The organism is Saccharopolyspora erythraea (assembly GCF_018141105.1).
GTDB classification, from domain to species: Bacteria; Actinomycetota; Actinomycetes; order Mycobacteriales; family Pseudonocardiaceae; genus Saccharopolyspora_D; species Saccharopolyspora_D erythraea_A.
In genome coordinates, this window is record NZ_CP054839.1 from 7,259,183 (window position 1) to 7,283,928 (window position 24,746).

The window sequence follows — 24,746 nt, forward strand, 5'->3', positions numbered from 1 at the left end:
GGCACGCGCGTGCGAGGATCTGAGGCCGTGAAGGTCGTTGTTCTGGCAGGCGGGGTCGGCGGCGCGCGCTTCCTGCAAGGGGTCAAGGCCGCGCTGGGCATGCCCGCCGTGGGTGAACCGGAGGAACCGTCACCGCACGAGGTCACCGCGGTGGTGAACGTCGGCGACGACGTGTGGATGCACGGGCTGCGCGTATGCCCGGACCTCGACACCTGCATGTACACCCTGGGTGGCGGGATCGACTCGGCGAAGGGCTGGGGACGGCTCGGCGAGACCTGGTCGGTCAAGGACGAGCTGGCAGCCTACGGCGCCGAACCGAGCTGGTTCGGCCTCGGCGACCGCGACATCGCCACCCACCTGGTGCGCTCGCGGATGCTGCGCGCCGGCTACTCGCTCACGGCGGTGACCGAGGCGCTGTGCGACCGGTGGCGCCCGGGGGTGCGGCTGCTGCCGGTCACCGACGACCGCGTCGAGACCCACATCGCGATCGAGGACCCCGAGCCGCGGGCCGTGCACTTCCAGGAGTGGTGGGTGCGCCACCGCGCCGAGCCCGCCGCGCGGGCGATCGTGCCGGTCGGCGCCGACGAGGCGAAGCCGACGCCTGCGGTGCTCGACGCCGTCGCCGAGGCCGACGTGGTCCTGATCGCCCCGTCGAACCCCGTGGTGAGCGTCGGCACGCTGCTCGCGGTGCCGGGCTTCCGCGAGGCGCTGCGCGGCACGAAGGCGCCGGTGGTGGGGCTCTCGCCGATCATCGGCGGCAGACCGCTGCGGGGGATGGCCGACGCCTGCCTCACCGCGATCGGCGTCGACACCACCGCCGAGGCGGTCGGCAGGCACTACGGCTCCCGCCAGGGCTCCGCGGAGGGCATCCTGGACGCGTGGCTGGTGCACACCGGTGACACCGCCGACGTGCCCGGCGCCTCGGTGCGGGCCGTCCCGCTGCTGATGTCCGATGTGGACAGCACGGCGGAGATGACCCGCGCGGCCTTCGACATCGCGGGGGTGCGGCCGTGAAGGACCACGCGGCACGAGACGGCCTGCGGCTGTACTCGGTGCCCGGACTGCCGGAGTTCGGCCCCGGTGACGACCTCGCCGCGTCGATCGCCGCCGCCGCGCCGTGGCTCAGCGACGGCGACGTCGTGGTGGTCACCAGCAAGGTGGTGTCCAAGGTCGAGGGCCGCATCGTGCGCGCCCCGAGCGACCCCGAGGAGCGCGACGAGCTGCGCCGCGAGCTGGTCCGGTCGGAGGCCGTGCAGGTGCTCGCGCGCCGCATGCGGACGCTGATCACCGAGAACCGGCTCGGCATCGTGCAGGCCGCCTCCGGTGTGGACGCCTCCAACGTCGCGCTCGACCAGATCGCGCTGCTGCCGGAGGACCCCGACGCCTCGGCCGGCAGGCTGCGCGCCGGGCTCGCCGAACGGCTCGGCGTGCACGTCGGCGTCGTCATCACCGACACCATGGGCCGCGCGTGGCGCGTCGGGCAGACCGACGCCGCGATCGGCGCGGCCGGCCTGCAGGTGCTGCACCGCTACCGGGGCAGCACCGACCCGCAGGGCAACGAGCTGGCGGTGACCGAGGTCGCGGTGGCCGACGAGATCGCGGCCGCGGCCGACCTGGTCAAGGGCAAGCTCGGCGGGGTGCCGGTCGCGGTGGTGCGCGGGCTGGTCCCGGTCGACGACGGCTCCACCGCGCGCGACCTGGTCCGTCCGGTCGAGGAGGACCTCTTCCGGATGGGCACCGCCGAGGCGCTGGCACAGGGCCGCCGGGAGGCGGTGCTGATGCGCCGGTCCGTGCGGGCCTTCGCCCCGGATCCCGTCGACGCCGACGCCGTCCGCCGGGCCGTCGGCGCGGCGCTGACGGCTCCCGCGCCGCACCACACCAGGCCGGTGCGGTTCGCCTGGCTGCGCGACCGTCCACTGCGGACGAAGCTGCTCGACGCGATGCGCACCGCGTGGCTGGCCGACCTGCGCCGCGACGGGATGTCGGAGGAGGCCGCGCAGCGCCGGGTCGGTCGCGGCGACCTGCTCTACACCGCGCCGGAGCTGGTGGTGCCGTTCCTGGTGCGCGAAGGCGCCCACGACTACCCGGACGAGCGGCGCGGCGAGGCCGAGCGGTCGATGTTCACGGTGGCGGCGGGTGCCGCGGTGCAGGGCCTGCTGGTGGCGCTGGCGGCCGAGGAGCTCGGCTCGTGCTGGGTGTCCTCGACGATGTTCTGCCCGGACGTGGTGCGCTCGACGCTGGGGTTGCCGGAGAGCTGGGAACCGATGGGCACCGTGGCGATCGGCCACCCCGCCGAGGCCGTCGAAGGCCCCCGCCCGCCCCGCGACGCGCACGACGGGTTGGTGGAGCTGTGAGCGCGGCGAATGGTGAAGTGCGAAGCGGTTCGGGCGGGCCGCTGGACAGCTCGGCTGGTCCGCATGGGGACGCACGGCGGGTGCTCGGAGAGTGGAAACCCGACGACCCGCAGCAGGAGGCCCTCCGGCACGCGTTCCTGACGTTGCTCGACGCGCGTGCCGACGGCTGCCTGCGCGCCTGCGAGCCGGGGCACGTCACCGCCTCGGCGGTGCTGCTCGACTCGACCGGGCGCAACGTGCTGCTGACCCTGCACCCGCGCGTCGGCGCGTGGCTGCAGCTCGGCGGGCACTGCGAACCGGAGGACGCCACGCTGGCCGGCGCCGCGCTGCGGGAGGCGAGCGAGGAGTCCGGCATCGAGGGGCTGGTCGTCGACCCGGTGCCGGTGCACCTGGACGTGCACCCGATCACGTGCTCGCTCGGCGTGCCGACCCGCCACTTCGACGTCCGGTTCGTCGTGCGCGCACCCGAGGGCGCCGAGGCCGCGCGCAGCGACGAGTCGCTCGACCTGCGCTGGTGGCCGGTGGAGGCGCTGCCCGACGGCTCGGACCTCGGTCCGCTGGTCGCCGCCGCCGAGCGGCGGGTCGGCAGCCAGGCGGGGGCCCGAGCGCCGGACGCCTAGGCCGAGTGCTCGAAGACGGCGGCTTCCAGCCGCCGGAGGCGGGCTTCGGTGCTGTTGGGCGCGGCGGCTGAGAGCTCGGCCTCGATCAGCGCCCTGATCCACGCGGTGGCTTTGGTGTCCTCGGCGGCCGCTCGTGCCCGCACCTGGTCCAGCAGGGACTTCGGCAGCCGCAGCGATGTCGTGACCATCGGATCGGGCGACGGCGGCTCGGCCTCCCAGCGGCCCGCCTCCATCTCGGCGCTCGTGTCGTGGGTGTCGTAGTACTGAGCAAGCTCGTCCAGCTTCGCCATGATCTCTCACCTTCTCTTACGCCGGAAGGTACGGCGCTCGTTGATGGTCATCTCGCGTGCGGTCACCACGTAGTCGTCCATCCAACGCCTCAGCCAACACCGCCAGCAGGTAGCGCCCGCCGATCGTGCGGGCGTACAGGAGGTCGACTCCGTCGGGTTTGTTCACCACCCACTGCGGTCGGCTGTTGACGGCCTCCTCGGCCTCACTCGGGGACACACAATGCCGCGCGATGTGCCGCTCGGACGCTTCGGTCCACCTAATCTCACGCACGTCGAAAGTAGAACACATCGCAATGCGACGCAATGCATTCGAATCAGGGTCGCGGCTTGATCTTCACCCGGTCGAGGCCGATTCGCCGGGGGCGTCATCGTGCGCTTCGTGGACAGCCCGGACGATCTCCGCCATCGAGAGCAGGCCGCCGCCCACCGGTGGCATCGAAGCCAACTCGGCGTTGCGGGCCATGCGCTCCTGGACGTCTTCGTCCTGCCCCTGCTGCGAATCGTTCATGTTCACATCGCGCGGTAGTCGCGGACGGGCAGCCGTGGCCCGAAGCGCTGCCGGGACACCCCGGCCGCGGCGAGGTAGCGGACCGCGCGGTGGCGGTGCCCCTCGTAGGGGGCGAGGGCTTCGAGCATGCCGTCGTCGTCGAGCGGGCGCCCGGTCAGCGCGGTGCCGACGATGGCGGGCAGGTGGTAGTCGCCGACGCTGACGGCGTCGGGATCGCCCCACGCCCGCTGCGCGACCTCGGCCGCCGTCCACGGCCCGATGCCGGGTACCAGTTGCAGCAGCCGCCTGCCCTCGGCCCCGCGCAGCTCGGCGGCCCGCTCCAGGCGCCGGGCCACCGACGCCGCCCTGATGAGGGTGCGGCGGCGGGCGCCGTCCATTCCGATCCGGTGCCACTCCCAGTCGCGGATCGCGCGCACCTGCGCGGGATCCGGGGGCACCCACAGGCGCTGCGGCGCCGGGCCGGGAGCGCGGGTGCCGAACCGCCGGCACAGCTCCCGCCACGACCGCCACGCCTCCCGGTTGGTCACCTTCTGCTCCAGGACCGCCGCCACGAGCACGTCCCACACCCGCCCCGACGAGCAGAGCCGCAGACCGCGGGCGGCCCGCCGTCCCCGCTCGACGGCGTCGTGCACCGGCACGAAACCGGAGTCGTCGTCGGAGGCACCGAGCAGTTCGGGCACGTCGTCCAGCACCCGGGCGGCGCCCGAACCCCAGGCGGACGCGTGCACCGTGCCACCCGCGTCCTTGTGCAGACGTAGCGTGGCCGGGCCTTCGGCGGTCGTGCTCGCCCACCAGAAGGCGTCCGGTTCGACGTGCGTCGCGGGGTCACCGGTCCCCCGGCGCAGCGGTGCCAGCACTCGCGCCAGATCCAGTGGATGCGGCGGATGCCACGTCGTGGTCAGTGGTTCTTCCATCGCCTCAGTCCGCCGAGAAGCGAACTCCGCCCGGCGGCAGTTCTACTCCAGGCCACACTCGCACCCCGTCGAGCAGCTCGCAGCCCGCGCCGACGGTCACGCCGTCACCGATGATCGCCCCGCGCACGACGGCTCCCTCGCCGATCACCGCGCCCGCGCCGATCACGCTGTGCTCGACGACGGCACCGGCCTCGACCCGGACGCCGTCGAACAGTGTCGAGCCGACGATCCGCGCGCCGGAGCCGACGTGGCCGCGGGTGCCGACCGTGCTGCCGCCGCGCACCACCGCGTCGGCGGCGACCTTGACCTCGTCCAGCAGCACCGCCTCGCCCGCCGGGGCGGGCAGCGCCGCCGAGCGCAGCCTGCCCAGCGCCACGTCGGCCGACCCGCGCACGAAGGCGGCGGGCGTGCCGATGTCCAGCCAGTACGAGTCGTCGACGTGACCCTGCACGCGCGCACCGGATGCCAGCAGGCCGGGGAAAGTCTCGCGCTCCACCGACACCGGGCGGCCCGCCGGGATGTCGTCGATCACCGGACGCCGGAACACGTAGCAGCCCGCGTTGATCTGGTCGACCGGCGGGTCGTCGGTCTTCTCCAGGAACGCGGTGACCCGCCCGTCGGCGTCGGTCGGCACGCAGCCGAACTGCCGGGGGTCCTCGACGCGGACCAGGTGCAGCGTCACGTCGGCCTCTGCCTCGCGGTGGGTCCGCAGCAGCTCGCGCAGGTCCAGCCCGGAGAGGATGTCACCGTTGAAAACCAGCACGTCGTCGGCGCGCAGCCGGTCGGACACGTTGCGGATCGCGCCCGCGGTGTCCAGCGGCTCCTTCTCCACGACGTACTCCAGCTCCAGGCCGAATGCGGAGCCGTCGCCGAAGTACTCGGCGAACACCTCGGCCTTGTAGGACGTGCCGAGCACCACGTGCCGGATGCCCGCATCGCGGATCCGGGACAGCAGATGGGTGAGGAACGGGACACCCGCGGTCGGCAGCATCGGCTTGGGTGCCGACAGCGTCAGCGGGCGCAACCGCATCCCCTGACCTCCGACCAGCACCACCGCTTCAGTGGACATGAGGCGACGAACTCCTTACCTGGCTCACCCTGCTCACCTGGTGATCCCTTACCTGAGGAAGTTTGCCTGACGAAAACCCCATTGGGGGGAATACTCTGGCAGGAGCAACGGCATAATGGTCATCGGGCCCACCATTGGGGACCGAGCCGACCCCCGCGGGACGAACTCCGACGGCGATCCCGAGGGACGTACTCGACCGCTGCCCACCGGTGACCATGCTCGACCACCTTGACCGGCGAAGTACTGAGAGGGCATCCCTATGGACCCGCGCCTTCGAGCCGACGAAGCACTTGCTCGCGCGCGGGCGCGAGGTGCGTTCGTCGTCACACCAGACAACGCGACGTCGCCGATGGACGCATCCACCACCGTCCGCATCCCCCGCACCGTCGTGGAGAGGTCGGACTCCGACTCGACGCAGGTCTTCCCGCAGTCCCAGCAGTCCCAGCAGTCCCACCACGGTTCGCAGCAGAGCCAGCCCGGTCCGCAGCAGGGCGGGCCGCACCACAACCAGCAGTCCGGGCACCAGCACCACCCCCAGTCGCAGCAGGGGCATTCGCAGTCGCAGCAGGGGCACGGGCACGCGCAGGGAGGCGGGCAGGGCCGCTCGCAGGGCCAGGGACACGGGCACCCGCAGGGGCACGGCCAGGGGCAGCACGGACAAGGGCAGCAGGCCCAGCAGGCGACCGCGTGGCCGTCCGAAGACCCGCAGGACGTCCCGCCGAACCCGTACCAGGCGCAGCGCGGGCCCGGCGAGTTCGGGCCGCTCGGTTCGCGTGCCACGCAGCAGCAGCACTACGGGCCGTACTGAACCGCGCGCGTTGCGCAGCGGCGTGCGGGCCGAGCAGCTCAGGCGGCGGACCGCATCGGCCCGGCCCCGGTCCGCGGTGATCGGCCGCCGGCCGCGCACGCCGGACGTCACCGCCTTCCGGCGGACCTGATCTCCAGCCTCGCCCGGACGGCGAGGGCGGCCCGGATCAGGACCCGCAGCGGCGCCCACACGAACCCGCGATGCCGGTCCGCGAGGTAGCGGTAGGCGCTGCGGTGGTGCTCGGTGAGCATCCGCGCCGAAGCCTTGCCCGTCGAGTGCCCGCCGATGTGCATGATCTCGGCGCTCGGGACGTAGACGTTGAGCCAGCCCGCGTTGCCGAGCCGCTCGCCCAGGTCGACGTCCTCGAAGTACATGAAGTAGCGCGGGTCGAAGCCGCCCGTGGAGTCGAACGCCTCCCGGCGCAGGAACATGCACGAACCGGACAGCCAGCCCGCGGTGCGCTCGGTGATCGTCGTCTCGGACTGCCGGTAGGCCCGGCTCCACGGGTTCGACGGCCACACCTTGCCCAGCACCGCGTGCCCGGCGCCGCGCACCAGCGACGGAACCAGCCGCGCCGACGGGTAGACGCTGCCGTCGGGCTCCCTGATCAGCGGACCGAAGCAGCCGCCGCGCGGCCAGCGCTTCGCCGCCGCGAGCAGCTCGTCCAGCGAACCCGGCCGCCACTCGAGGTCGGGGTTGCAGATGACGATCCAGCCGTACTCCTCGCTCAGCTCGGCCACACCGCGGTTGGCGCCGCCGCCGTAGCCGAGGTTGCCGCCGGTCGGCACGAAGTGCACGTCGTCCCGCTCGGCCGCCGCCCGCTCCGGTACCCCGTCGGTGGAACCGTTGTCGGCCAGGATCACGCGGACCCGGCGGTCGGTGGCGGTGGCCAGGGTGTCGAGGAACCCGTCGAGGGTCTCGCCCGGCGAGTAGGTCACGGTGACGACGGCGATCTCGTCGCCGTAGGTGCGCGAGTCGGTCACGACGTCACATTCTGCCAACCGGCGTCGCAGTCCCACGGCCAGGTCGCGGGACGGCCGGGGTTGGTGGGAGAGCAGGCTTTGGGACGCGGGCGGGAGCGGCGGCCGGGTGGTCGGTTGCTGGGCGGCTGCTGCGAACTCGCCGACCGGGCGCGGGCCGGAGTGATCAGCGGCGGTGGCGGTGGACGTGGTCGGCGCGGGCGTAGGCGTCGCGGTGCTGCGTGGCGCAGGCGGCCCAGGTGAACTCCTTCGCACGGCGCTGCGCCGCCGCCGCGAGGGCCGAGCGCCGCGCGGAGTCGTCGAACAGCTCGGTGAGCGCCGCCGCGATGTCACCCGCGCCGACCCCGCAGTAGGCGACGGCATCGCCACCGACCTCGGGTAACGCGAGCCGCCGGGTGGTCAGCACCGCCGCACCGCAGGCCATCGCCTCCAGCACCGGGAGGCCGAAACCCTCGCCGATGCTGGGATAGGCCACCACCTGAGCACCGCCGAGGAAACCCGCCAGCTCACCGAAGGGCAGGTAGCCGGCGCGGATCACCCGGATGCGGTGCGGAACCGCCACGAGCGCCCGCTCGACGCGGGTGTCCCAGCCCGGCTGACCGGCCAGCACCAGCGTCGGCGGATCGGATCGGCCCTGGCAGGCCATGGTGAACCCGCGGATCAGCGACGGGACGTTCTTGCGCGGTTCGAGCGCGCCGAGGAAGGCGATGTAGGGCTGGTCGAACAGGCCGAGCCGGTCCCGCACCGCCTGCACCTCCGCGGGCGACGGCGGGTGGAAGCGCTCGGGGTCGACACCGTGGTACATCACCTGGATCGCGCCGCGGTCGGCACCGACGGTGCGCGCGAGCTCGCTCGCGGTCGCATCGCTCGGGACGACGCACAACGTCGCGCGCCGCAACGCCGTCCGCGTCCACGCCCGGAAGAAGCGCGCCTTGACCGGCGAGTGCAGCGCCGGGTCCGTGAAGAAGGTCGCGTCGTGCAGCGTGACCACCGACGCGGCCGGATTCGCCAGCGGGGTGGTGTAGTGCGGCGAGTGCAGGACGTCGATGCCGAGGCGGCGGATCAGCCGGGGCAGGGTCGTCTGCTCCCACGCCAGCCGGGCGGTGCGGGTCGCCACGGACTCGGCGGCGGGCACGACCTCGGTGTGCGGCGCGATGGTGCTGTAGAGCCTGGCGTCCCTGGGCTGGCAGGCGACCGCGACCCGGGCACCGTCGGAGTCGAGCGCGGCGAGCAGCGAGTCCACGTACCGGCCGACGCCCCCGCGGTCCGCGGGCACCGCCGTGGCGTCGATGAGGATGCGCGGCTCGCGTCTGTGCACCCGAGCAGAGTACGGGGCGACCGCGGGCTTTCGTGACCGGTTCGGGGATAAAAGCACACCGTTACCGGCGGCATGCGCTGCGTCGTTCACGGTTTCCGCGCCGTTCACAGCTTTCGGGCCATTCCTTGCTTTCGGACCGTTTCTGCGACGTTCACGGCTTCTCTGCCGGTCACGGCTTCTCGGTGTGCAGGCGCCAGACTTCGCGCGCGGCTCGCTCCCAGGTGCAGGCCGACGCCCGGCGCCGACCGGCCTCGATGCGCTCGGGGTCCGGATCGGCGACCACGGCGCGCAGCGCCTCGGCCAGCGCGGCGGGAGCCGAGCGAGGCACTGTCACCCCGGCACCGCCCGCGACCTCCACCAGCGCCGGAGCGTCGGAGTGGACTACCGGGACGCCTGCCGCCATGGCCTCCAGCAGCGGCAGGCCGAACCCCTCGGCCAGGCTTGGTGCGGCGAGCGCACCGGCACGGCGGAGCACCACCGCGAGTTCGGCGTCGGCGAGACCGCCGAGCACGCGCACCCGGCCGGGGCCCAGACCGTGTTCGGCGGCCAGCGCGTGCAGGTCGACCCCACCCCACCCCTGTCTGCCTACGACCAGCAGCGGCACGTCGGGCGCCCCGGGGAGCGAGAGGGCGCGGATGAGGTCTGCGTGCCCCTTGCGCGGCTCGATCGTCCCGACGGCCAAGACGTAGCTGGGCGGCAGCTCCAGACGGGCGGCGATGCGTTCGTTGTCGGGGTGGGGCTCGGTGGGGTTGGCATCGCTGCAGTTGGAGTGGTCGGCGATGACGGACGGGGTGACGCCTTCGCCGATGACGTGGACCTCGGCCCTGAGATCGACGTGCTGCGCCAGCTCGGTGGCGACCGCCGTGGTCGGAACCACGATGGCGTCGGCGGTGCGGCCGGCGCGGGCGATGGCCCGCCGGTGCCACGCCACACCGCGCGGGGTCAGCGTCTCGGGATGGGTCCAGGGAACCGTGTCGTGAACGGTGACCACCAGTCGGCGACCTCGGCGCGGTGGCGGGGCCAGCGGCGTCATCGCGTGCACGCTGTCGCCGCCCGGCCACAGCGGGGCACCGCGCTCCCACGCGGCGACGAGCGCACGGCGCGGCAGCCGGAGCACGCGCGGCCCTTCGACGCCGTCGACGACGGCGGCGCCCGGATCACCGCCTCGGCTGACAACGCTGGTCAGCCGCCACCCGGGCGGCGCGGTCGCGGCCATCGCGCGCAGCAGCTCGCGCGTGTAGCGGCCGGTGCCCCCGGGAACCGGGGCCAGCAGTTGCTCGGCGATCGCGACGAGTTCGGGCACGACGCCAAGCCTGCCACGGGCGCACGACGCCGCTGCGCGTAGCGTTGCCCGCCGTGACCACGTCGGTGACTTCGTCCGCGGACCGGTCGGGAGCCTCGGCGGACCGGGTGCGCAGCACCGTGGTGGTCGTGACCTGGCGAGGACGCGACCACGTCGGAGCCTGCCTGGACGCCCTGTCCGCCCAGGATCGTCCACATAGGACCTTGGTGGTCGACAACGCCTCGGACGACGGCACCGCGGAGGTACTGGCGGCCCATCCGTCCCGGCCGGAAGTGCTCCGGATGCCGCGGAACCTGGGCTACGCGGGCGGGGTCGCGGCCGCGCTGGCCAACGTGCGGACCCCTCTCGTCGCCTGGCTCAACGACGACGCAGCGCCGGAGCCCGGGTGGCTGGCAGCGCTGGAGAACGCACTGGGACAGGAAGCCGGACCCGATGCTGTGGCAGCGGCTTCCAGCGCGTTGCTCGCACCGGACGGCCGACTGCAATCGGTCGGTGTCCGTCTCACGACGGACGGTTACGGCGCAGATGCGGTAGCACCGGAGGCGGCAGGCGGAGCGGCTGCGGCAGCGGGCGGAGCAGCGCAGCCAGTAGGCGGAACGACGGGAACAGGCGGGGAGGTCTTCGGTTTCTGCGGCGGGGCGGTGCTGATGCGGATGGCCGACCTGCGTGCGATCGGTGGAGTTCCGGCGAGGTTCTTCTGCTACTACGAGGACACCGACACGTCGTGGCGACTGCGCCTCGCGGGACGCCGGATCGTGCACGTCCCCGGCGCCCGCGCCACGCACCTGCACGGCGCGTCAGCGGAACCGGGTTCGGCGCGCTTCCACCGCTGGAACGAGCGCAACAGGCTGCTGACCCTGCTGCGGTGCGCCCCTGCTCCGGTGGCGTTCAGGGAGTTTGTCCGCTTCGCGGCGATCACCTGCGCGCTTCCAGTGCGGCGGTACGCACCGCGGCCCCTGCGACGGGATGTGCCGGACGCCGCGAACTTCCGCCTCACCCTGCGGATTCGGGTGCTTGGGGAAGTTGCGGCCCAGCTGCCGTCGACGCTGGCGGAACGGCGGGCCATCGGCCGCCGGGCAGCGGTGGGGCGGGTTCAGGTTTGGCGGGAGTGGGCCGGGCGGTAGGCCCCGTCATTGCGGATGGCCTTTGGGATCGGGCCCCGTGGGTTTTGGGGGTGGCGGCCTCCGCTCGTTGTGTGGTCTAGGACACCGCTGTGCTGGTTTCCGGACTCCGCACCGCGGGCGGGACGGGATGGTGCAGGCTTAGGGGCGTGCCCGATACGTCCAGCATGCTGCCCACCGTTTCGGTGATCGTGGTCAACTACCGCGGCACCGACGACACCCTGACGTGCCTGCGGTCGCTCCGCGAGGAGCTCGACTACCCCGGTGACCGGCTGGAACTGATCTGCGTCGACAACGCTTCGGGGGACGGTGGTGTCGAGCGCATCCGCAGTGCCGAGCCCGGCGTCCGAGTGGTCGAGTCCGCCGAGAACCTCGGGTTCGCCGGTGGCTGCAACCTCGGGGCCCGCGAGGCGACCGGGCAGGTGCTGGCGTTCATCAACAACGACGCCAGGCCGGATCGGGCGTGGGTTCGTGCCGCGGTGTCGGTGCTGCGGTCGGAGCCGACGGTCGGCGCGGTGGCCAGCAAGGTGCTCGACTGGGAAGGCAAGCACGTCGACTTCGTCGACGGTGGTCTGACCTGGTTCGGCATGGGCTACAAGCGCCACGCCGGCGAGGTCGACGACGGGTCGCACGACGCGGCGCGGGACGTGCTGTTCGGCACCGGCTCCGCGATGTTCGTGCGCGCCGAGCTGTTCGAGGCTCTCGGTGGGTTCGACGAGCGCTACTTCATGTTCTACGAGGATGTGGATCTGGGCTGGCGGCTGAACCTGCGGGGTTGGCGGGTCCGCTACGAACCTCGCTCGCTGACGTATCACCGCCACCACGCCTCGATGACCGAGATCGCCTCGGCGCGCGAGTACTACCTGCTCGAACGCAACGCGCTCGCCAGCCTCTACAAGAACGTCTCCGACGAGACCCTGGCCAGGGCGCTGCCCGCGGCGATGGCGCTTTCGGTCCGGCGGGCGACCGCGCGCGGGGAGATCGACCCGACGCAGCTTGAGATCACCCGCCGCCCGGACGGCCCCGACGACGGTGGCGAGGTCTCCATCGACAGGGCCGCGCTGGCCGGCATGCTGGCGATCGACCAGTTCGTCGAGATGCTGCCGTCGCTGAAGGAGTCCCGCGAGGCGGAGCAGCAGGCCAGGGTCCGCACCGACGCCGACCTGCTGCCGCTGATGCGCAAGGCCATGGAACCTGCGTACCCGCTGCCGCGCTACCTCGCCGCGCACGACGCGCTGGTCGAGGCGTTCGGGCTGGACGAGGTGTTCGGGCGCCCGCGCAAGATCGTGGTCATCACCGGCGACGCGGTGACCGAGCGGATGGCGGGCCCGGCGATCCGCGCCTGGCACATGGCCGACGTGCTGTCCAACGAGCACGAGGTGCGGCTGGTCAGCGTCAACGAGCGGGTCGACCCGCCGGAGTCGCCGTTCGCCGTGCTGGCCGCCAAGCCCCGCGAACTCGGTGCGCACGTGGACTGGGCCGACGTCGTCGTGCTCCAGGGCCACGTGCTGGAGATGGTGCCCGCGCTCAAGCACGCCGACTCCACCAAGATCGTGGTCTGCGACGTCTATGACCCGATGCACCTGGAGCTGCTGGAGCAGGGCCGCGACACCGACGACGAGCGCCGCGCCAAGGACCTGGTGGGCGTGACGAAGGTGCTCAACACGCAGTTGGAGCGCGGCGACTTCTTCCTTTGCGCCTCCGAACGCCAGCGCCACTTCTGGCTCGGCCACCTCGCGTCGCTGGGCAGGCTCACCCCCGGCCTCTACGACAACGACCCCACGGTCCGCTCGTTGCTGTCGGTGGTGCCGTTCGGGCTGCCGTCGGTGGCGCCGCGCCGCACCGGCCCCGCGATCAAGGGCGCACGGCGCGGCGTCGACGCCGACGACAAGGTGGTGCTGTGGGCGGGCGGCGTCTACAGCTGGTTCGACCCGCTGACGCTGCTGCACGCCGTGCACCGGCTTTCCCAGCAGCACAACGACATCCGGCTGTTCTTCCTCGGCATGAAGCACCCGAACCCGGACGTGCCGGAGATGGGCATGGCCGGGCAGACCCGCAGCCTCGCCGGGCGGCTCGGCCTCACCGACAAGCACGTGTTCTTCAACGAGACCTGGGTGCCTTACAACGAGCGTCAGAACTACCTGCTCGACGCCGACTGCGGGGTCACCACGCACTTCGAGCACGTCGAGACCACCTTCGCCTTCCGCACCCGGGTCCTGGACTACCTGTGGGCCGGGCTGCCGGTGGTGACCAGCGACGGCGATTCCTTCGCCGACCTGGTGCGCCAGGAGCGCCTCGGCGTCGTCGTGCCGCCGGAGGACCCGGAAGCACTGGCCGAAGCGCTGGAGAAGGTGCTCTACGACGCCGAGTTCGCGGCCGGTTGCCAGGAGCGGATCGTGGCCGTGCGGGAGCGGTTCACCTGGGAGTCGGTCCTCTCGCCGCTCACCGAGTTCTGCCGCGACCCGAGGCCCGCGGCCGACCGCCTGAAGGCGTCGGGCCCGCTGGTGCGCACACCGCAGTTGCGGGGTGTCGAGACGCTGCGCCGCGACGTCGCGCTGCTGCGCGACTACCTCGACGCGGGCGGGCCGGTGGAGGTCGCCAAGCGCGCCACCGGACGCCTCCGCCGGCTGGCCGCGGAGCGGCTGCGACGCAATGGCTGACCTGCGGGTCCTCGCCGACGCGACGCCGTTGCTGGGGCGGCGGACCGGCATCGGCCGCTACACCGCCTCGTTGGTCGGTGAACTGGCCTCGCTGGTGGATCTGCGGTTGATCGGGTTCACCACGCGGGGTTGGCGGGAGCTGCGGTCGGTGGCGCCCGCGGGCGCCCGCGTCGTCGGCCCGCCGGTGCCCGCGCGAGTGCTGCGCTCGCTGTGGTCGCGCGGTCCCCTGCCGCCGGTGGAACTGCTGGCGGGGGCGAGCGACGTGGTGCACGGGACGAACTTCGTGCTGCCGCCGTCGTCGCGGGCGGGGGGTGTCGTCACCGTGCATGACCTGGCCTTCCTCGACGAACCCTCCGAAGCACCGGGCCTGGAGGACCTGGTTCGCGCTTCGGTCCGGCGTGCTGTGGCGGTGTGCACGCCGACGGAGGCGGTGGCCGACGCGGTCGGCACGCGGCTCGGCGTGGACCGGTCGAAGCTCGTGGTGACACCGCTGGGTGTGGACCGCGAGTGGTTCGACGCGGAGCCGGATGCGGAGTTGCGGCGACGACTTCCCGCCGACTACCTGCTGTTCGTCGGCGCCGACGGACCCCGCAAGGGCCTGCCAGGCCTGCTGCGCGCGCTCGACGACGAGTTGCCGCCGCTGGTGGTCGTCGGCCCCGGGGAACCCGGTCACGACGGACGCGTGCAGCGCATCGGCTACCTGCCCGACCCTCAGTTGCGCAGCGTCGTCGCGGGCGCCCGCGCGCTCGTGCTGCCTTCGCGGGACGAGGGCTTCGGCCTGCCCGCGCTGGAAGCCCTCGCCTGCGGGGTCCCCGTGGTGTGCTCCGACATTCCGGCGCTGCGCGAGGTGACCGGCGGGCACGCCGAACTGTTCCGGTACGGGGATGCGGAGGGCCTCCGGGCGGCCCTGCACCGGGCTTTGGACGCAGGCGCGCCGGAGGCGGGCAGGACGCACGCGGCGCGGTTCACCTGGCGAGCCTGCGCCGAAGCGACATTGCGGGCGTATCGGATGGCGGGTGACCGATGACGGCGGTGGCACCTACACCGGCGACCTCAGCACGGGCCAGGTCTTCGAGACCAGCAGCCAGCGCCTCCTTCTCCGCGGGTCCGTACCGACCTTCGAGGACTTTGCGAGCCGCATCGTCAAGCTCCCACTGTGCAGCCCTGAGCATGACGGCGAGATTCGCGGCCATGCTCATCGGACGGCCGATCAGCGTCGGTTCCGGTGCATCGTGTCGTGATCGCGCGCCCACTGCCTGCCTCTCCTCTCCAGAACAGCCGGGTCCCACGGCTCGTTGATCGGCAGGTCCCAGGCCAACCGCGTGCTGTTCCTGCAACCGAGGTGGCCGTGGTGGATCGAGGCGGCGCCATCGCCCTTGTACCAGCGGAAAAGGTAGAAGTTGTACATGTACGCGAGGTAGCACCGGCCGTCCCTGTCGCGTCGCGCTTCCGGCCCCTGCGACATGGCGGGAATCCGGTAGAAGGTCATGGTCTTGCGGCGGCCTTTCCCTGCCGATCCGAGGTCCACGGTGCAGGGAACCGCCTCGGGCGGCAGATCCCACGGGTTCAGCAGCACTAGGCGTCCACGATCGTGATCGAGCCCGTGCCACCGCACGCCCCGCAGCCACTTCCACCGCAGTCTCCGCACGTGTGCGTACTGCTCCTGGCCATTTCATCGACCCCTCTGACGACTCGTCTTTCTAACTGAGACAACTGGGCCATGTTATGACAACAATCCCAAAATGAGTCATCTGAGAAGCAGGAGTGAGCCTTTCGTGTCAACGTTCTGCGGGTGGCACCCAAGCTGCTGACGAGTAGCCAGCTCGCGGACGAGATCGGCGTGAGTCGCCGTTCGATCGCCCGCTACGTCGCTGCCGGGATCCTGGTGCCCGAGCTGTACACGCCAGGCGGCCAGGCTCGCTTCGATCTTGAGAAGTCGAAGCAGCAGCTCAGGGAGCACACACGTCGGCAACGCGAGCAGTAGGCACCGCAGCGTTTCCGCCGGACCTGCAACGAACAGCCGACAGTTGACCTCGCCTGCCCCACTACTGGTTTCGGGAACTGTGCCCGCTTCGTCGCGCCTCGTGTCGAGTTCCGAGGTTGCGCGCGAGCTTGGGGTCACGCGCCAAACAGTGGCCCGCTGGGTACGCCAGGGAATCGTGACGCCGGCAGCGGTCACTGCGGGCGGTCAGGCGCGCTTTCGCCTTGACGAGGTGAAGCAGCAGCTCAGGGAGCACACCCTGCGCCAACGCGAGCAGTAGGCGACGCCGGACCTGCGCCGAAGCGCCGGGAATTCGCCGCTGCCGCCCCGCAGGTGCGGGGATTGCGGCAGTATGGGCGCTCCGAACGCACCGCATCCGAGAGGTCCGCCGATGAGCGACGATCCAGCCACCGCGTCGTCCGCCCAGTCGTCGCTGAGCACCATCGACACGACCGTTCCGCACTCCGCGCGGATCTGGAACTACTGGCTGGGCGGCAAGGACAACTACGCCGTCGACCGCGACGCCGGCGACCGCTACCGACAGACGTTCCCCGGCATCGTCGACATGGCCAGGACCGGGCGCGGCTTCCTCACCCGCGTCGTGCGCCACCTGGCGGGCGAGGCGGGCATCCGGCAGTTCCTCGACATCGGTACCGGGCTGCCGACGGCCGACAACACCCACGAGATCGCGCAGCGTGTCGCACCGGAGTCCCGCGTCGTCTACGTCGACAACGACCCGCTGGTGCTCGCGCATGCGCGCGCCCTGCTGACGAGCACGGCGGAAGGCAGCACCGACTACCTGCACGCCGACGTCCGGGACACCAGGGCCGTCCTCGACAAGGCCGCGCAGACCCTCGACTTCGGCCGCCCGGTCGCTGTGATGCTGCTGGGCGTCCTCGGCCTGGTCCCCGACGACGACATCGCGGGCGACGTCGTGCGACGGCTGGTCGCCGCCGTGCCGTCCGGCAGCTACCTGGTGATCGGCGACGCCACCGACACCGATCCGTCGCTGGTGGAGGCGCAGGACTACTACAACGAGCGGGACGCCTCCCCTTACCGGCTGCGCAGCCCCGGCCACATCGCCGGCTTCTTCGACGGCCTGGAGTTCGTGTCGCCGGGCCTGGTGTCCTACCCGCAGTGGCGTCCCGACGCCGCCGCGAACTGCGAGCCGTCGGACGTGGGCGCGCTCGGCGGTGTCGCCCGCATACCCTGACGGCCCGAGCGAACACTGACAGCGACCGCAAATCCTGACGGCCCAGGGGAACCGGCGGCAGGAATCGGCGGCCACCGGCCAGGCCACCAGCCAGGCCGTAAGGCCGCCGGGAGCGCGCCGGCGGCGCCGTCCTACCGGCCGCGCAGCGCGTCGCCGTCGGCGGCGAAGGCCGCGGCGAGCGCGTCCCGCCAGTGGCGCAGCGGGGTCAGCTCGCTCGCCTCCCAGGCGCGGCCGGAGAGCACCGAGTACGCCGGCCGCGGCGCCGGGAGGGGGAACTCCTCGCTGCTGCAAGGCCGGACCCGCTCCGGGTCGGCGCCCAGCTCGGCGAAGACCGCGCGCGCGAACTCGAACCAGCTCGTCTGGCCGCCGTTGACGCAGTGCAGCACCCGCTGCTCGGGGCCCTTGCGCTCGGCAACCCGTCCGGCCAGCTCCAGCAGTCCCGCCGCCAGATCCGCCGCCCACGTCGGGCATCCGACCTGGTCGTCCACAACGGACAGGGTGTCGCGCTCGGACTCCAGCCGCGCCATGGTCTTGACGAAGTTCTTCCCGCGCGCGCCGTAGACCCATGCGGTGCGCACCACCCAGGCCCGCGCGTCCGAGTCGAGCACCGCGCGTTCTCCGTCGAGCTTCGTGCGCCCGTAGGAGGTTCGCGGCCCGGTCTCGTCGTCGGGCTCGTAGGGCTTGGTCGCGTCTCCGGGGAAGACGTAGTCGGTGGAGATGTGCAGCAGCGGAACACCGCGCCTGCCGCAGGCGCCCGCCAGGGCCGCCGCGCCCGCGACGTTGATCGCCGCCGACCGCTCCGTCTCCTGCTCCGCGGCGTCGACCGCGGTGAAGGCGGCGGCGTTGACGACCACCGGCCGCAGGTCGGAGTCGCGCGCGGTCTCGGCGAAGGAGTCCACCGCGTCGGCGACGGCCTCGGCGTCGGTCACGTCCAGTTCGCCCGATCCCGGCGCGTGGACCAGTGCTCCGGACCAACCGGACACGATTCGCCGCAGCTCCGAGCCGACCTGGCCGCGACCGCCCGGCACCAGCACCGCGAGCCGGCTGCGGGTCATCGCTTGCCCCCGTCCGGAGCCGACTTCAGCGGCTCCCACCACGCGCGGTTTTCGCGGTACCACTCGACGGTTTCGGCGAGTCCGCGCTCGAAGGACACGACCGGCTCGTAGCCGAGCTCCTCGGAGATCTTGGTGTGGTCGACGCTGTAGCGGCGGTCGTGGCCCTTGCGGTCGGTGACCGGCTGGACCATCGACCAGTCCTGCCCCATCAGCTCCAGCACCCGCTCGGTGAGCTCCTTGTTGGTCAGCTCGGTCCCGCCGCCGATGTTGTAGATCTCACCGGCCCGCCCGGACTCGGCCACCAGCTGGATGCCGCGGCAGTGGTCGGTGACGTGCAGCCAGTCCCGGACGTTGAGCCCGTCGCCGTAGAGCGGCACCTTCCTGCCGTCCATCAGGTTCGTGATGAACAGCGGCAGCACCTTCTCCGGGAACTGGTACGGCCCGTAGTTGTTGGAGCAGCGCGTGATGCACACCGGCAGCCCGTGCGTGCGGTGGTAGGCGCGGGCGATGAGGTCCGAGCCCGCTTTCGCCGCCGAGTAGGGCGAGTTCGGCTCCAGCATGTGGTCCTCGGGCCACGAACCGTGCTCGATGGTGCCGTAGACCTCGTCGGTCGAGACGTGCACGAACTTCGACACGTTGGCCGCGAGCGCGCCCTGCAGCAGCGTGTTGGTGCCGACGACGTTGGTCACCACGAAGTCCGACGCGCCCAGGATCGACCGGTCGACGTGGGTTTCGGCGGCGAAGTGCACGACGACGTCGACGTCGCGCACCACCTCCGAGACCACGCTCCAGTCGCAGATGTCACCGCGGACGAAGCGGAACCGCGGGTCGTCGGCGACCGGGCGCAGGTTTTCCTCGTTGCCCGCGTAGGTGAGCTTGTCGAGCACCACCACGTCGGCCCCGGCGAACGCCGGGTAGGCCCCGCCGAGGAGCTGCCGTACGTAGTGCGAGCCGATGAAACCGGCTCCCCCAGTGACCAAGACCCGCATGGATGGCGCCTTTCTGACACTCCGGTCCTCGCCCCCGAACGGGGGCGCATGCGGCAGTCTGACACGCTTGGCGCGGCGGACAGTGACAGTCCCTGACAACGCAGAGTGAAACTACATCTCACTCATATGAGCGATCTCACCTGTCTTGACGGGACCCGAACCACTTCCACGCGATCACCGTTAGCCTGCATGTTGAACACGAGCAAAATCACCTCGCGGGGTGTAACGCTCGACGGCAGCCCAAGGAGGATTCGGCGTGGACGACCGGCCGCGGTGGCCCGGGGGCCCGCAGGGGCAGCCCGGCAGACCCGTTCCGCCTCCCGGAGCCGGCAGGGGCTCCAGGGCCGGGAACGGCCCGAGGAGCGGAAGCGACAGGACCGCGGCCCAACCGGGGCGCGCCGCGCGCGGCGCCGCCTCCTCCGGTCCGGCTCGCCGCCGTCCACCGCAGGGCGCGCAGCGCGACCGCGTCGCGGCGGCCCGCGCCGGCGCACCCGAGAACGCGCCACATGACGACACCTGGAGCCGCGACCGGCGCCGGGGCATCGGCGGGCGGACCTTCGGCCGGGTGCTGGTCGCACTGCTGTCGGTGGTCGTGCTCAGCACCACCGGGTACGCCTGGGCGACGCTGCAAAGCCTCAACAGCGGCCTGAAGACCAACGACGTCATCGGCAAGGGCTTCAACTCCCCCGACGGCGCCACCGACATCCTGCTGGTCGGCAACGACGCCCGCGTGGACGCGCAGGGAAACCCGCTGCCCGAGGAGATTCTGCGCGAGCTGCGCACCACCGACGACGGCGGCGGCGACCTCACCGACACGATGATCCTCGTGCGCATCCCCAACGGAGGCCGGCGCGCCAGCGCGATGAGCTTCCCGCGCGACACGATGGTCAAGCTGGGCCAGGGCTTCGGCGAGCGCAAGCTCACCGAGGCGATGCTGCACGCCAAGAACGCCGAACGGGCGCGGCTCCAGGAGTCCGGCGCCAAGGACCCCAAGCAGATCGAGCTGGACGCGCACAAGGCCGGGCAGAAGTTCCTCATCCAGACCATAGAGGACATCTCCGGCGTCAGCGTCGACCACTACGCCGAGGTCAACCTGCTCGGCTTCTACGAGATCACCAGGGCCGTGGGCGGTGTCGACGTCTGCCTCAAGGACGACGTCGACGACAGCGAGTACTCCGGCGCGGTGTTCAAGGCGGGTCCGCAGACCATCCAGGGCGCCGACGCTCTGGCGTTCGTCCGACAGCGCCACGGGCTGATCAACGAGCTCGACCGCGGTGTCCGCCAGCAGGTCTTCATGTCCGGTCTGGCCCGCAAGGTCCTGTCCAGCGGCACCCTGAGCAACCCGGCCAAGCTTTCCGCGCTGGTCAGCGCGATCCAGAAGTCGATCGTGGTGGACGACGACCTGGGCAGCGACATGATGGGCTTCGCCCAGCAGATGCAGGGCATCGCGGGCGGCAACATCGAGTTCCAGACCATCCCGGTGCACCTGGTCGGCGAGTCCGGCCAGGAAGAGGTGACGATCAAGCCCCGCGAGATCCAGAAGTTCGCCGCGGACCTGCTGCTGAACCCCGAGGAGCGGCGGATCAAGCAGCAGGCGGAGGCGACCGCCGAGGAGCAGCGCTCGGGCGTCAGCGTCAGCGTCTACAACGCCTCCGGCATCAGCGGGCTCGCCGCCAGCGTGCTGGAAGCGGTCACCACGGAGGGCTTCGCCCAGGGCGGCAGCGCCAACGCCCAGTCGATGCCGAGCTCGGTGGTCTACAGCGCCCCCGGCGAGGAGGCGGTCGCCCAGCAGGTGGCCGACGTCCTCGGCGGGCTGCCGGTGCAGCCCAGCGAGAACGTGAAGTCCGGCAAGGTCGAGGTCTACGTCGGCAAGGACTACAACGGCCCCGGCAAGCAGAACTTCGCGGGTTCCAGGTCGGTCGCGCTCGACGGCATGCGGCAGGGACCGGTCGTCGCTCCCGCGCAGCAGCCGGAGCAGGAGGAGCCGATCACCGCGGACGGAGTTCCCTGCGTCAACTGATCGCGGTCCCCGAACGCAGTACTCTTGGTTGTCGCGTATCGGGGAGACCGCCGTCTGGAGGCGAGCGTGGGGGACGAGCAGGAACGGGGTTCCGCCGCCGAGGAGGCCGCCGCCGGGCAGGCGGACGGCGCATCGGCGGCGGACTCGCGGACGGGAACGCCTGACGGCGCGCGGGCCGGCGGCGCGGAACCGGCCGACGCGCGGTTACCGTCCGGCGGTCCGGAGGCGGTCGGCTCGTGGCCGGACGACCCCGAGCCGGTCGCGGTTCGCGGCGGGACAACGCCCGGCGGCGAAGGCGCCGAGGCGGTGGGAACTCCCGGTGCGAGCACCGCTGACGCGGACACGACCGCAGCGGATACCGAAGCCCAGCAGGGAGACGGCCGACCGGACCCGGCACCCGCGCCGCACCGCACGCGACGGGTCGCCAGCGCCGCCGGTCGTGGGGCGATCGCGCTGGTGTCGGTGGTGGTCCTCGCCGCCACCGCGATCGGCTGGATCACGCTGGACCGGCTCAGCGGCGACGTCAGCACCTCCCGGGTGCTGGCCGACGCGGGCGAGCAGGAGGGCCCGCCGGTCGACGACGGCGCGAACGACCTGCTGCTGGTCGGCAACGACAGCCGCACCGACGCGCAGGGCAACCCGTTGCCGGAGGCGATCCTCAAGGAGCTGCGCACCGAGAGCAGCAACGGCTACAACACCGACTCGCTGATCCTGGTCCGCGTCCCGCACAGCGGGGCGACGCCGTCGGCGATCTCCATTCCGCGCGACACCTACACCGCCGCGCCCGGCGGCTCCCAGGAGAAGATCAACGCCGTCTACGGCCTGGCCAAGACCGCGGCCTTCGACGAGCTGGACGACAGGGGCGTTCCGGCGGCCGAGGCCGAGCGGCAGTCCAGGGCCGCGGGCGAACGCGCGCTGGTGCAGACCGTGCAGAACCTGACCGGCGCCCGGATCGACCACTACGCCGAGGTCAACATGCTCGGCTTCTTCGAGGTCACCCAGGCCCTCGGCGGCGTCGAGGTCTGCCTCAACCAGGCCACCAGCGACAAGGACTCCGGCGCCGAGTTCGCCGCAGGGGTGCAGACGATCTCGGGCGGGGACGCGCTGGCCTTCGTCCGCCAGCGCCACGGCCTGCCGCGCGGCGACCTGGACCGGATCGTGCGCCAGCAGGCGTTCATGGCCTCGGTACTGAACAAGGTGCTCTCGACCGGCACGCTGACCGACCCGGCGAAGGTGAACGGACTGGTCAACGCCGCCCGCCGGTCGGTGGTGCTCGACCAGGACTGGGACGTCGTCGGGTTCGCCCAGCAGATGCAGGCGCTGGCCGGTGGCAGCGTGGAGTTCGTGACGATGCCGGTCGTCGACGCGGGTGCCCGCGACGACCGCAACCAGAGCATCGTGCGGGTCAACCCGGCGCAGGTGAAGAACTTCGTCGCCGGGCTGGTGACGGGTCCGGCCTCGCCCGCTCCGAACCCGGGCGCCCCCAGCGCGGTTCCGCCTCCCGGCACGGTGGTGCCGACCCCGACCGGCTTCGGGTCGCGGCCGCTGCTGCGCCTGGACGGTCCGGCGCACCGGCAGCAGCCGATCACGCCCTCCGGCATCCCCTGCGTGAACTGACGCCCGTTACGCTCACCGCATGAGCGTCACGCAGCGCCTGCTCGGACCACTGCTGGCGACCGGCGGCCCGAAGCCGCTGGTCACCTACTACGACGACGCCACGGGCGCGCGCATCGAGCTGTCGCGCCTGACGGTGGCGAACTGGGCGGCGAAGACGGCCAACTGGCTTGTCGACGAGCTCGACGTCGAGCCGGGCACCCGGGTCTCGGTCGCGTTGCCCGCGCACTGGCAGACCGTCGGTGTGCTGCTGGGCTCGTGGTGGTGCGGCGCGCACGTGAGCGACGACCCGCGCGGCGCGGAGGTGGCGTTCGTGCCCGCGTCGGACCTGGACCGGGGCGACGGCGCGGCCGTGGTCGCCGCGGTCGGCCTGGATGCGCTCGGCGCGCCGGTGCGCGGGCTGCCATCGAGTGTCGTGGACTACGTGTCCGACATCCGGGTCCACGGTGACGACTTCCTCGCCCTGACACCGGTTCCGGGCGACTCGCCCGCCCTGCTGGAGGCGACCGCGGACGAGGTCGTCGAGTCGGCGCAACGGCGGGCGGGCGAGCTCGGCATCGGCGGCGACGACCGCGTTCTGTCCACTGTGGACTGGGATCTGCGCGGCGGTGTGGTGGACGGTCTGCTGACCGTGCTGGCGGCGCGGGCCGCTCTGGTGCAGTGCGCCAACCTCGACCCCGCGAAGCTGGACCGGCGCCGGTCCGACGAGCGGATCACGGTCGAACTCGGCACCGGCCCGGCGGGTCAGCCCTCGGCGACCTGACGGTTGCCGCGCAGGGCCCCGGCCAGCGTGTAGCGCGAGCCGCTGAAGCCCAGCGCCAGGCTGGCGACGGCCAGCACGAGCACGTACTCGAAACCGCCGTCGGTGGCGAAGAAGCCCGACGACAGGTGCGCGGTGGCGAGCGCGCCGATCATGATCGCCGCGAGCAGCACGCCCGCGACCGGCAGCAGGACGCCCAGGATCAGCGCGAGTCCGCCGCAGAGCTCGACCAGCGCGGTGAACCAGGCGGCGACGGCCGGTGCCGGGATGCCCATCTTGCCGAACCCGGTGGCGACGTTGTCGATGCCGTTGATGGCGAACTTCTGGTAGGCGTGCGCGAGGAAGGTCGCGCCCACGACCAGGCGTGCCAGCAGGACCGTGAGGTCACGTGCGCGTTGCTCCATGATCAGCCTTTCGGGGTAGCGGAAGCTCAGCGCCAATATACGTGAAGGTTCAAATATTGCCCTGAGTCGCGCGCGAGATCACATCCACACCCGGATGCATTCGCAGGGGAAATCGGGAATTTCCCGGGCCAGCAGCGGAAAATCCGGGAACCCGTCCGAACTGGACGCCATGACCGGGAAATTCCACGCCACGACACAGGAGGGCCCCTCCGCCGGATTCGGCAGAGGGGCCCTCCCGGAAGTCATGTGGCGTCAGGCGCCGGCGGCCTTCTCCTGCAACGCGGAGTGCTTGTCCAGCACCAGGTTCTCCAGATCGGACTGGAACGCGGCCATCGCCGAACGCAGCCGGGCGCCGAGCTCACCGGAGTCGGCCGAGAGCATCCGCACCGCGAGCAGGCCCGCGTTGCGCGCACCGCCGACCGACACCGTCGCGACCGGCACCCCTGCGGGCATCTGCACGATCGACAGCAGCGAGTCCATGCCGTCCAGGTGCTTGAGCGGCACCGGCACCCCGATCACCGGCAGCACCGTCGCCGAGGCGACCATGCCCGGCAGGTGCGCCGCACCGCCGGCACCGGCGATGATCACCCGCACACCGCGGTCGGCGGCCTCCCGGGCGTAGTCGAGCATCCGCTGCGGGGTGCGGTGCGCCGAGTACACGCCGACCTCGTAGGGCACGTCGAACTCCGACAGCGCCTGCCCCGCCGCCTGCATGACCGGCCAGTCCGAGTCGCTGCCCATGATCACGCCGACCAGTGGATTCAC

At 72.1% G+C, this 24,746-nt stretch carries 25 protein-coding genes; 13 read left to right on the forward strand and 12 right to left on the reverse strand.

The window, feature by feature from the left end; all coding sequences use genetic code 11:
• Positions 1-27: 27 nt before the first annotated feature.
• From cofD to HUO13_RS32430, 3 genes are all read left to right on the forward strand, one after another.
• Positions 28-1,014 carry a 2-phospho-L-lactate transferase gene (gene cofD, locus HUO13_RS32420; RefSeq protein WP_211898711.1) on the forward strand — a complete coding sequence of 329 codons (987 nt, stop codon included), beginning with the start codon at positions 28-30 and terminating at the stop codon, positions 1,012-1,014.
• Positions 1,011-2,354 carry a coenzyme F420-0:L-glutamate ligase gene (locus tag HUO13_RS32425; RefSeq protein WP_211898712.1) on the forward strand — a complete coding sequence of 448 codons (1,344 nt, stop codon included), beginning with the start codon at positions 1,011-1,013 and terminating at the stop codon, positions 2,352-2,354. Before cofD ends, HUO13_RS32425 begins: the two co-directional genes overlap by 4 nt.
• 80 nt (positions 2,355-2,434) lie before the next feature.
• Entirely contained in the window at positions 2,435-2,974 is a 540-nt protein-coding gene (locus HUO13_RS32430) for an NUDIX hydrolase (RefSeq protein ID WP_211898713.1), read from the forward strand.
• On the opposite strand, the gene HUO13_RS32435 is transcribed toward HUO13_RS32430, so the two are convergent.
• The 4 genes from HUO13_RS32435 to HUO13_RS32450 all read right to left on the reverse strand — a co-directional run bounded on the left by HUO13_RS32435 (position 2,971) and on the right by HUO13_RS32450 (position 5,755).
• Positions 2,971-3,264 (reverse strand): hypothetical protein, encoded by a 294-nt coding sequence (locus HUO13_RS32435; RefSeq protein ID WP_211898714.1) that lies wholly within the window; start codon positions 3,262-3,264, stop codon positions 2,971-2,973. The genes HUO13_RS32430 and HUO13_RS32435 overlap by 4 nt on opposite strands.
• A 334-nt stretch (positions 3,265-3,598) precedes the next feature.
• The gene (locus HUO13_RS32440; protein WP_211898715.1) at positions 3,599-3,772 is read right to left on the reverse strand and encodes a hypothetical protein; all 174 of its coding nucleotides are present in this window, start codon (positions 3,770-3,772) and stop codon (positions 3,599-3,601) included.
• Between the two features lie 2 nt (positions 3,773-3,774).
• Positions 3,775-4,686: a DNA-3-methyladenine glycosylase family protein gene (locus HUO13_RS32445; RefSeq protein WP_211898716.1), complete on the reverse strand. Its 912-nt coding sequence runs from the start codon at positions 4,684-4,686 to the stop codon at positions 3,775-3,777.
• Positions 4,687-4,690: 4 nt separating this feature from the next.
• The gene (locus HUO13_RS32450; protein ID WP_211898717.1) at positions 4,691-5,755 is read right to left on the reverse strand and encodes a sugar phosphate nucleotidyltransferase; all 1,065 of its coding nucleotides are present in this window, start codon (positions 5,753-5,755) and stop codon (positions 4,691-4,693) included.
• Between the two features lie 349 nt (positions 5,756-6,104).
• Here HUO13_RS32450 and HUO13_RS32455 point away from each other — a divergent pair, with 349 nt between their 5' ends.
• Positions 6,105-6,563 carry a hypothetical protein gene (locus HUO13_RS32455; RefSeq protein ID WP_432757793.1) on the forward strand — a complete coding sequence of 153 codons (459 nt, stop codon included), beginning with the start codon at positions 6,105-6,107 and terminating at the stop codon, positions 6,561-6,563.
• 107 nt (positions 6,564-6,670) lie between these two features.
• On the opposite strand, the gene HUO13_RS32460 is transcribed toward HUO13_RS32455, so the two are convergent.
• From HUO13_RS32460 to HUO13_RS32470, 3 genes are all read right to left on the reverse strand, one after another.
• The gene (locus HUO13_RS32460; RefSeq protein WP_211898719.1) at positions 6,671-7,546 is read right to left on the reverse strand and encodes a glycosyltransferase family 2 protein; all 876 of its coding nucleotides are present in this window, start codon (positions 7,544-7,546) and stop codon (positions 6,671-6,673) included.
• Between the two features lie 163 nt (positions 7,547-7,709).
• On the reverse strand, positions 7,710-8,840 hold the full coding sequence (locus tag HUO13_RS32465; RefSeq protein ID WP_211903312.1) for a glycosyltransferase family 4 protein: 1,131 nt from the start codon (positions 8,838-8,840) through the stop codon (positions 7,710-7,712).
• Positions 8,841-9,030: 190 nt separating this feature from the next.
• Positions 9,031-10,164 (reverse strand): glycosyltransferase family 4 protein, encoded by a 1,134-nt coding sequence (locus HUO13_RS32470; RefSeq protein WP_211898720.1) that lies wholly within the window; start codon positions 10,162-10,164, stop codon positions 9,031-9,033.
• Positions 10,165-10,217: 53 nt separating this feature from the next.
• Between HUO13_RS32470 and HUO13_RS32475 the strand changes: the two genes are divergently transcribed.
• From HUO13_RS32475 to HUO13_RS32485, 3 genes are all read left to right on the forward strand, one after another.
• Positions 10,218-11,288: a glycosyltransferase family 2 protein gene (locus HUO13_RS32475; protein WP_211898721.1), complete on the forward strand. Its 1,071-nt coding sequence runs from the start codon at positions 10,218-10,220 to the stop codon at positions 11,286-11,288.
• Positions 11,289-11,452: 164 nt separating this feature from the next.
• Positions 11,453-13,945: a glycosyltransferase gene (locus tag HUO13_RS32480; protein WP_211903313.1), complete on the forward strand. Its 2,493-nt coding sequence runs from the start codon at positions 11,453-11,455 to the stop codon at positions 13,943-13,945.
• The gene (locus tag HUO13_RS32485) at positions 13,938-14,972 is read left to right on the forward strand and encodes a glycosyltransferase family 4 protein (RefSeq protein WP_211898722.1); all 1,035 of its coding nucleotides are present in this window, start codon (positions 13,938-13,940) and stop codon (positions 14,970-14,972) included. The genes HUO13_RS32480 and HUO13_RS32485 overlap by 8 nt, the downstream gene beginning before the upstream one ends.
• Before the next feature lie 183 nt (positions 14,973-15,155).
• On the opposite strand, the gene HUO13_RS32490 is transcribed toward HUO13_RS32485, so the two are convergent.
• Positions 15,156-15,521 (reverse strand): hypothetical protein, encoded by a 366-nt coding sequence (locus tag HUO13_RS32490; protein WP_211898723.1) that lies wholly within the window; start codon positions 15,519-15,521, stop codon positions 15,156-15,158.
• Between the two features lie 216 nt (positions 15,522-15,737).
• Here HUO13_RS32490 and HUO13_RS32495 point away from each other — a divergent pair, with 216 nt between their 5' ends.
• From HUO13_RS32495 to HUO13_RS32505, 3 genes are all read left to right on the forward strand, one after another.
• Complete coding sequence (locus tag HUO13_RS32495) at positions 15,738-15,929, forward strand: MerR family transcriptional regulator (protein ID WP_249124233.1); 192 nt, start codon at positions 15,738-15,740, stop codon at positions 15,927-15,929.
• A 100-nt stretch (positions 15,930-16,029) separates the two neighbouring features.
• Entirely contained in the window at positions 16,030-16,206 is a 177-nt protein-coding gene (locus HUO13_RS32500; protein ID WP_282975243.1) for a MerR family transcriptional regulator, read from the forward strand.
• Between the two features lie 111 nt (positions 16,207-16,317).
• Positions 16,318-17,139, forward strand: a complete 822-nt coding sequence (locus HUO13_RS32505) for an SAM-dependent methyltransferase (protein ID WP_211898725.1) — start codon at positions 16,318-16,320, stop codon at positions 17,137-17,139.
• A gap of 131 nt (positions 17,140-17,270) precedes the next feature.
• On the opposite strand, the gene rfbD is transcribed toward HUO13_RS32505, so the two are convergent.
• Complete coding sequence (gene rfbD / locus HUO13_RS32510; protein WP_211898726.1) at positions 17,271-18,194, reverse strand: dTDP-4-dehydrorhamnose reductase; 924 nt, start codon at positions 18,192-18,194, stop codon at positions 17,271-17,273.
• Complete coding sequence (gene rfbB, locus HUO13_RS32515; RefSeq protein ID WP_211898727.1) at positions 18,191-19,183, reverse strand: dTDP-glucose 4,6-dehydratase; 993 nt, start codon at positions 19,181-19,183, stop codon at positions 18,191-18,193. The genes rfbD and rfbB overlap by 4 nt, the downstream gene beginning before the upstream one ends.
• A gap of 256 nt (positions 19,184-19,439) precedes the next feature.
• Here rfbB and HUO13_RS32520 point away from each other — a divergent pair, with 256 nt between their 5' ends.
• The 3 genes from HUO13_RS32520 to HUO13_RS32530 all read left to right on the forward strand — a co-directional run bounded on the left by HUO13_RS32520 (position 19,440) and on the right by HUO13_RS32530 (position 23,580).
• Entirely contained in the window at positions 19,440-21,203 is a 1,764-nt protein-coding gene (locus HUO13_RS32520) for an LCP family protein (RefSeq protein ID WP_249124234.1), read from the forward strand.
• Positions 21,204-21,269: 66 nt separating this feature from the next.
• Positions 21,270-22,820, forward strand: a complete 1,551-nt coding sequence (locus HUO13_RS32525; protein ID WP_211898728.1) for an LCP family protein — start codon at positions 21,270-21,272, stop codon at positions 22,818-22,820.
• A 19-nt stretch (positions 22,821-22,839) separates the two neighbouring features.
• Positions 22,840-23,580, forward strand: coding sequence for a TIGR03089 family protein (locus HUO13_RS32530; protein ID WP_211898729.1), 741 nt, complete (start codon positions 22,840-22,842; stop codon positions 23,578-23,580).
• On the opposite strand, the gene HUO13_RS32535 is transcribed toward HUO13_RS32530, so the two are convergent.
• Together HUO13_RS32535 and purE are read right to left on the reverse strand one after the other, a co-directional pair.
• Positions 23,562-24,017: a DoxX family protein gene (locus tag HUO13_RS32535; protein ID WP_249124235.1), complete on the reverse strand. Its 456-nt coding sequence runs from the start codon at positions 24,015-24,017 to the stop codon at positions 23,562-23,564. The two genes, HUO13_RS32530 and HUO13_RS32535, sit on opposite strands and share 19 nt — an antisense overlap.
• Positions 24,018-24,233: 216 nt before the next feature.
• Entirely contained in the window at positions 24,234-24,746 is a 513-nt protein-coding gene (gene purE / locus HUO13_RS32540) for a 5-(carboxyamino)imidazole ribonucleotide mutase (protein WP_211898730.1), read from the reverse strand.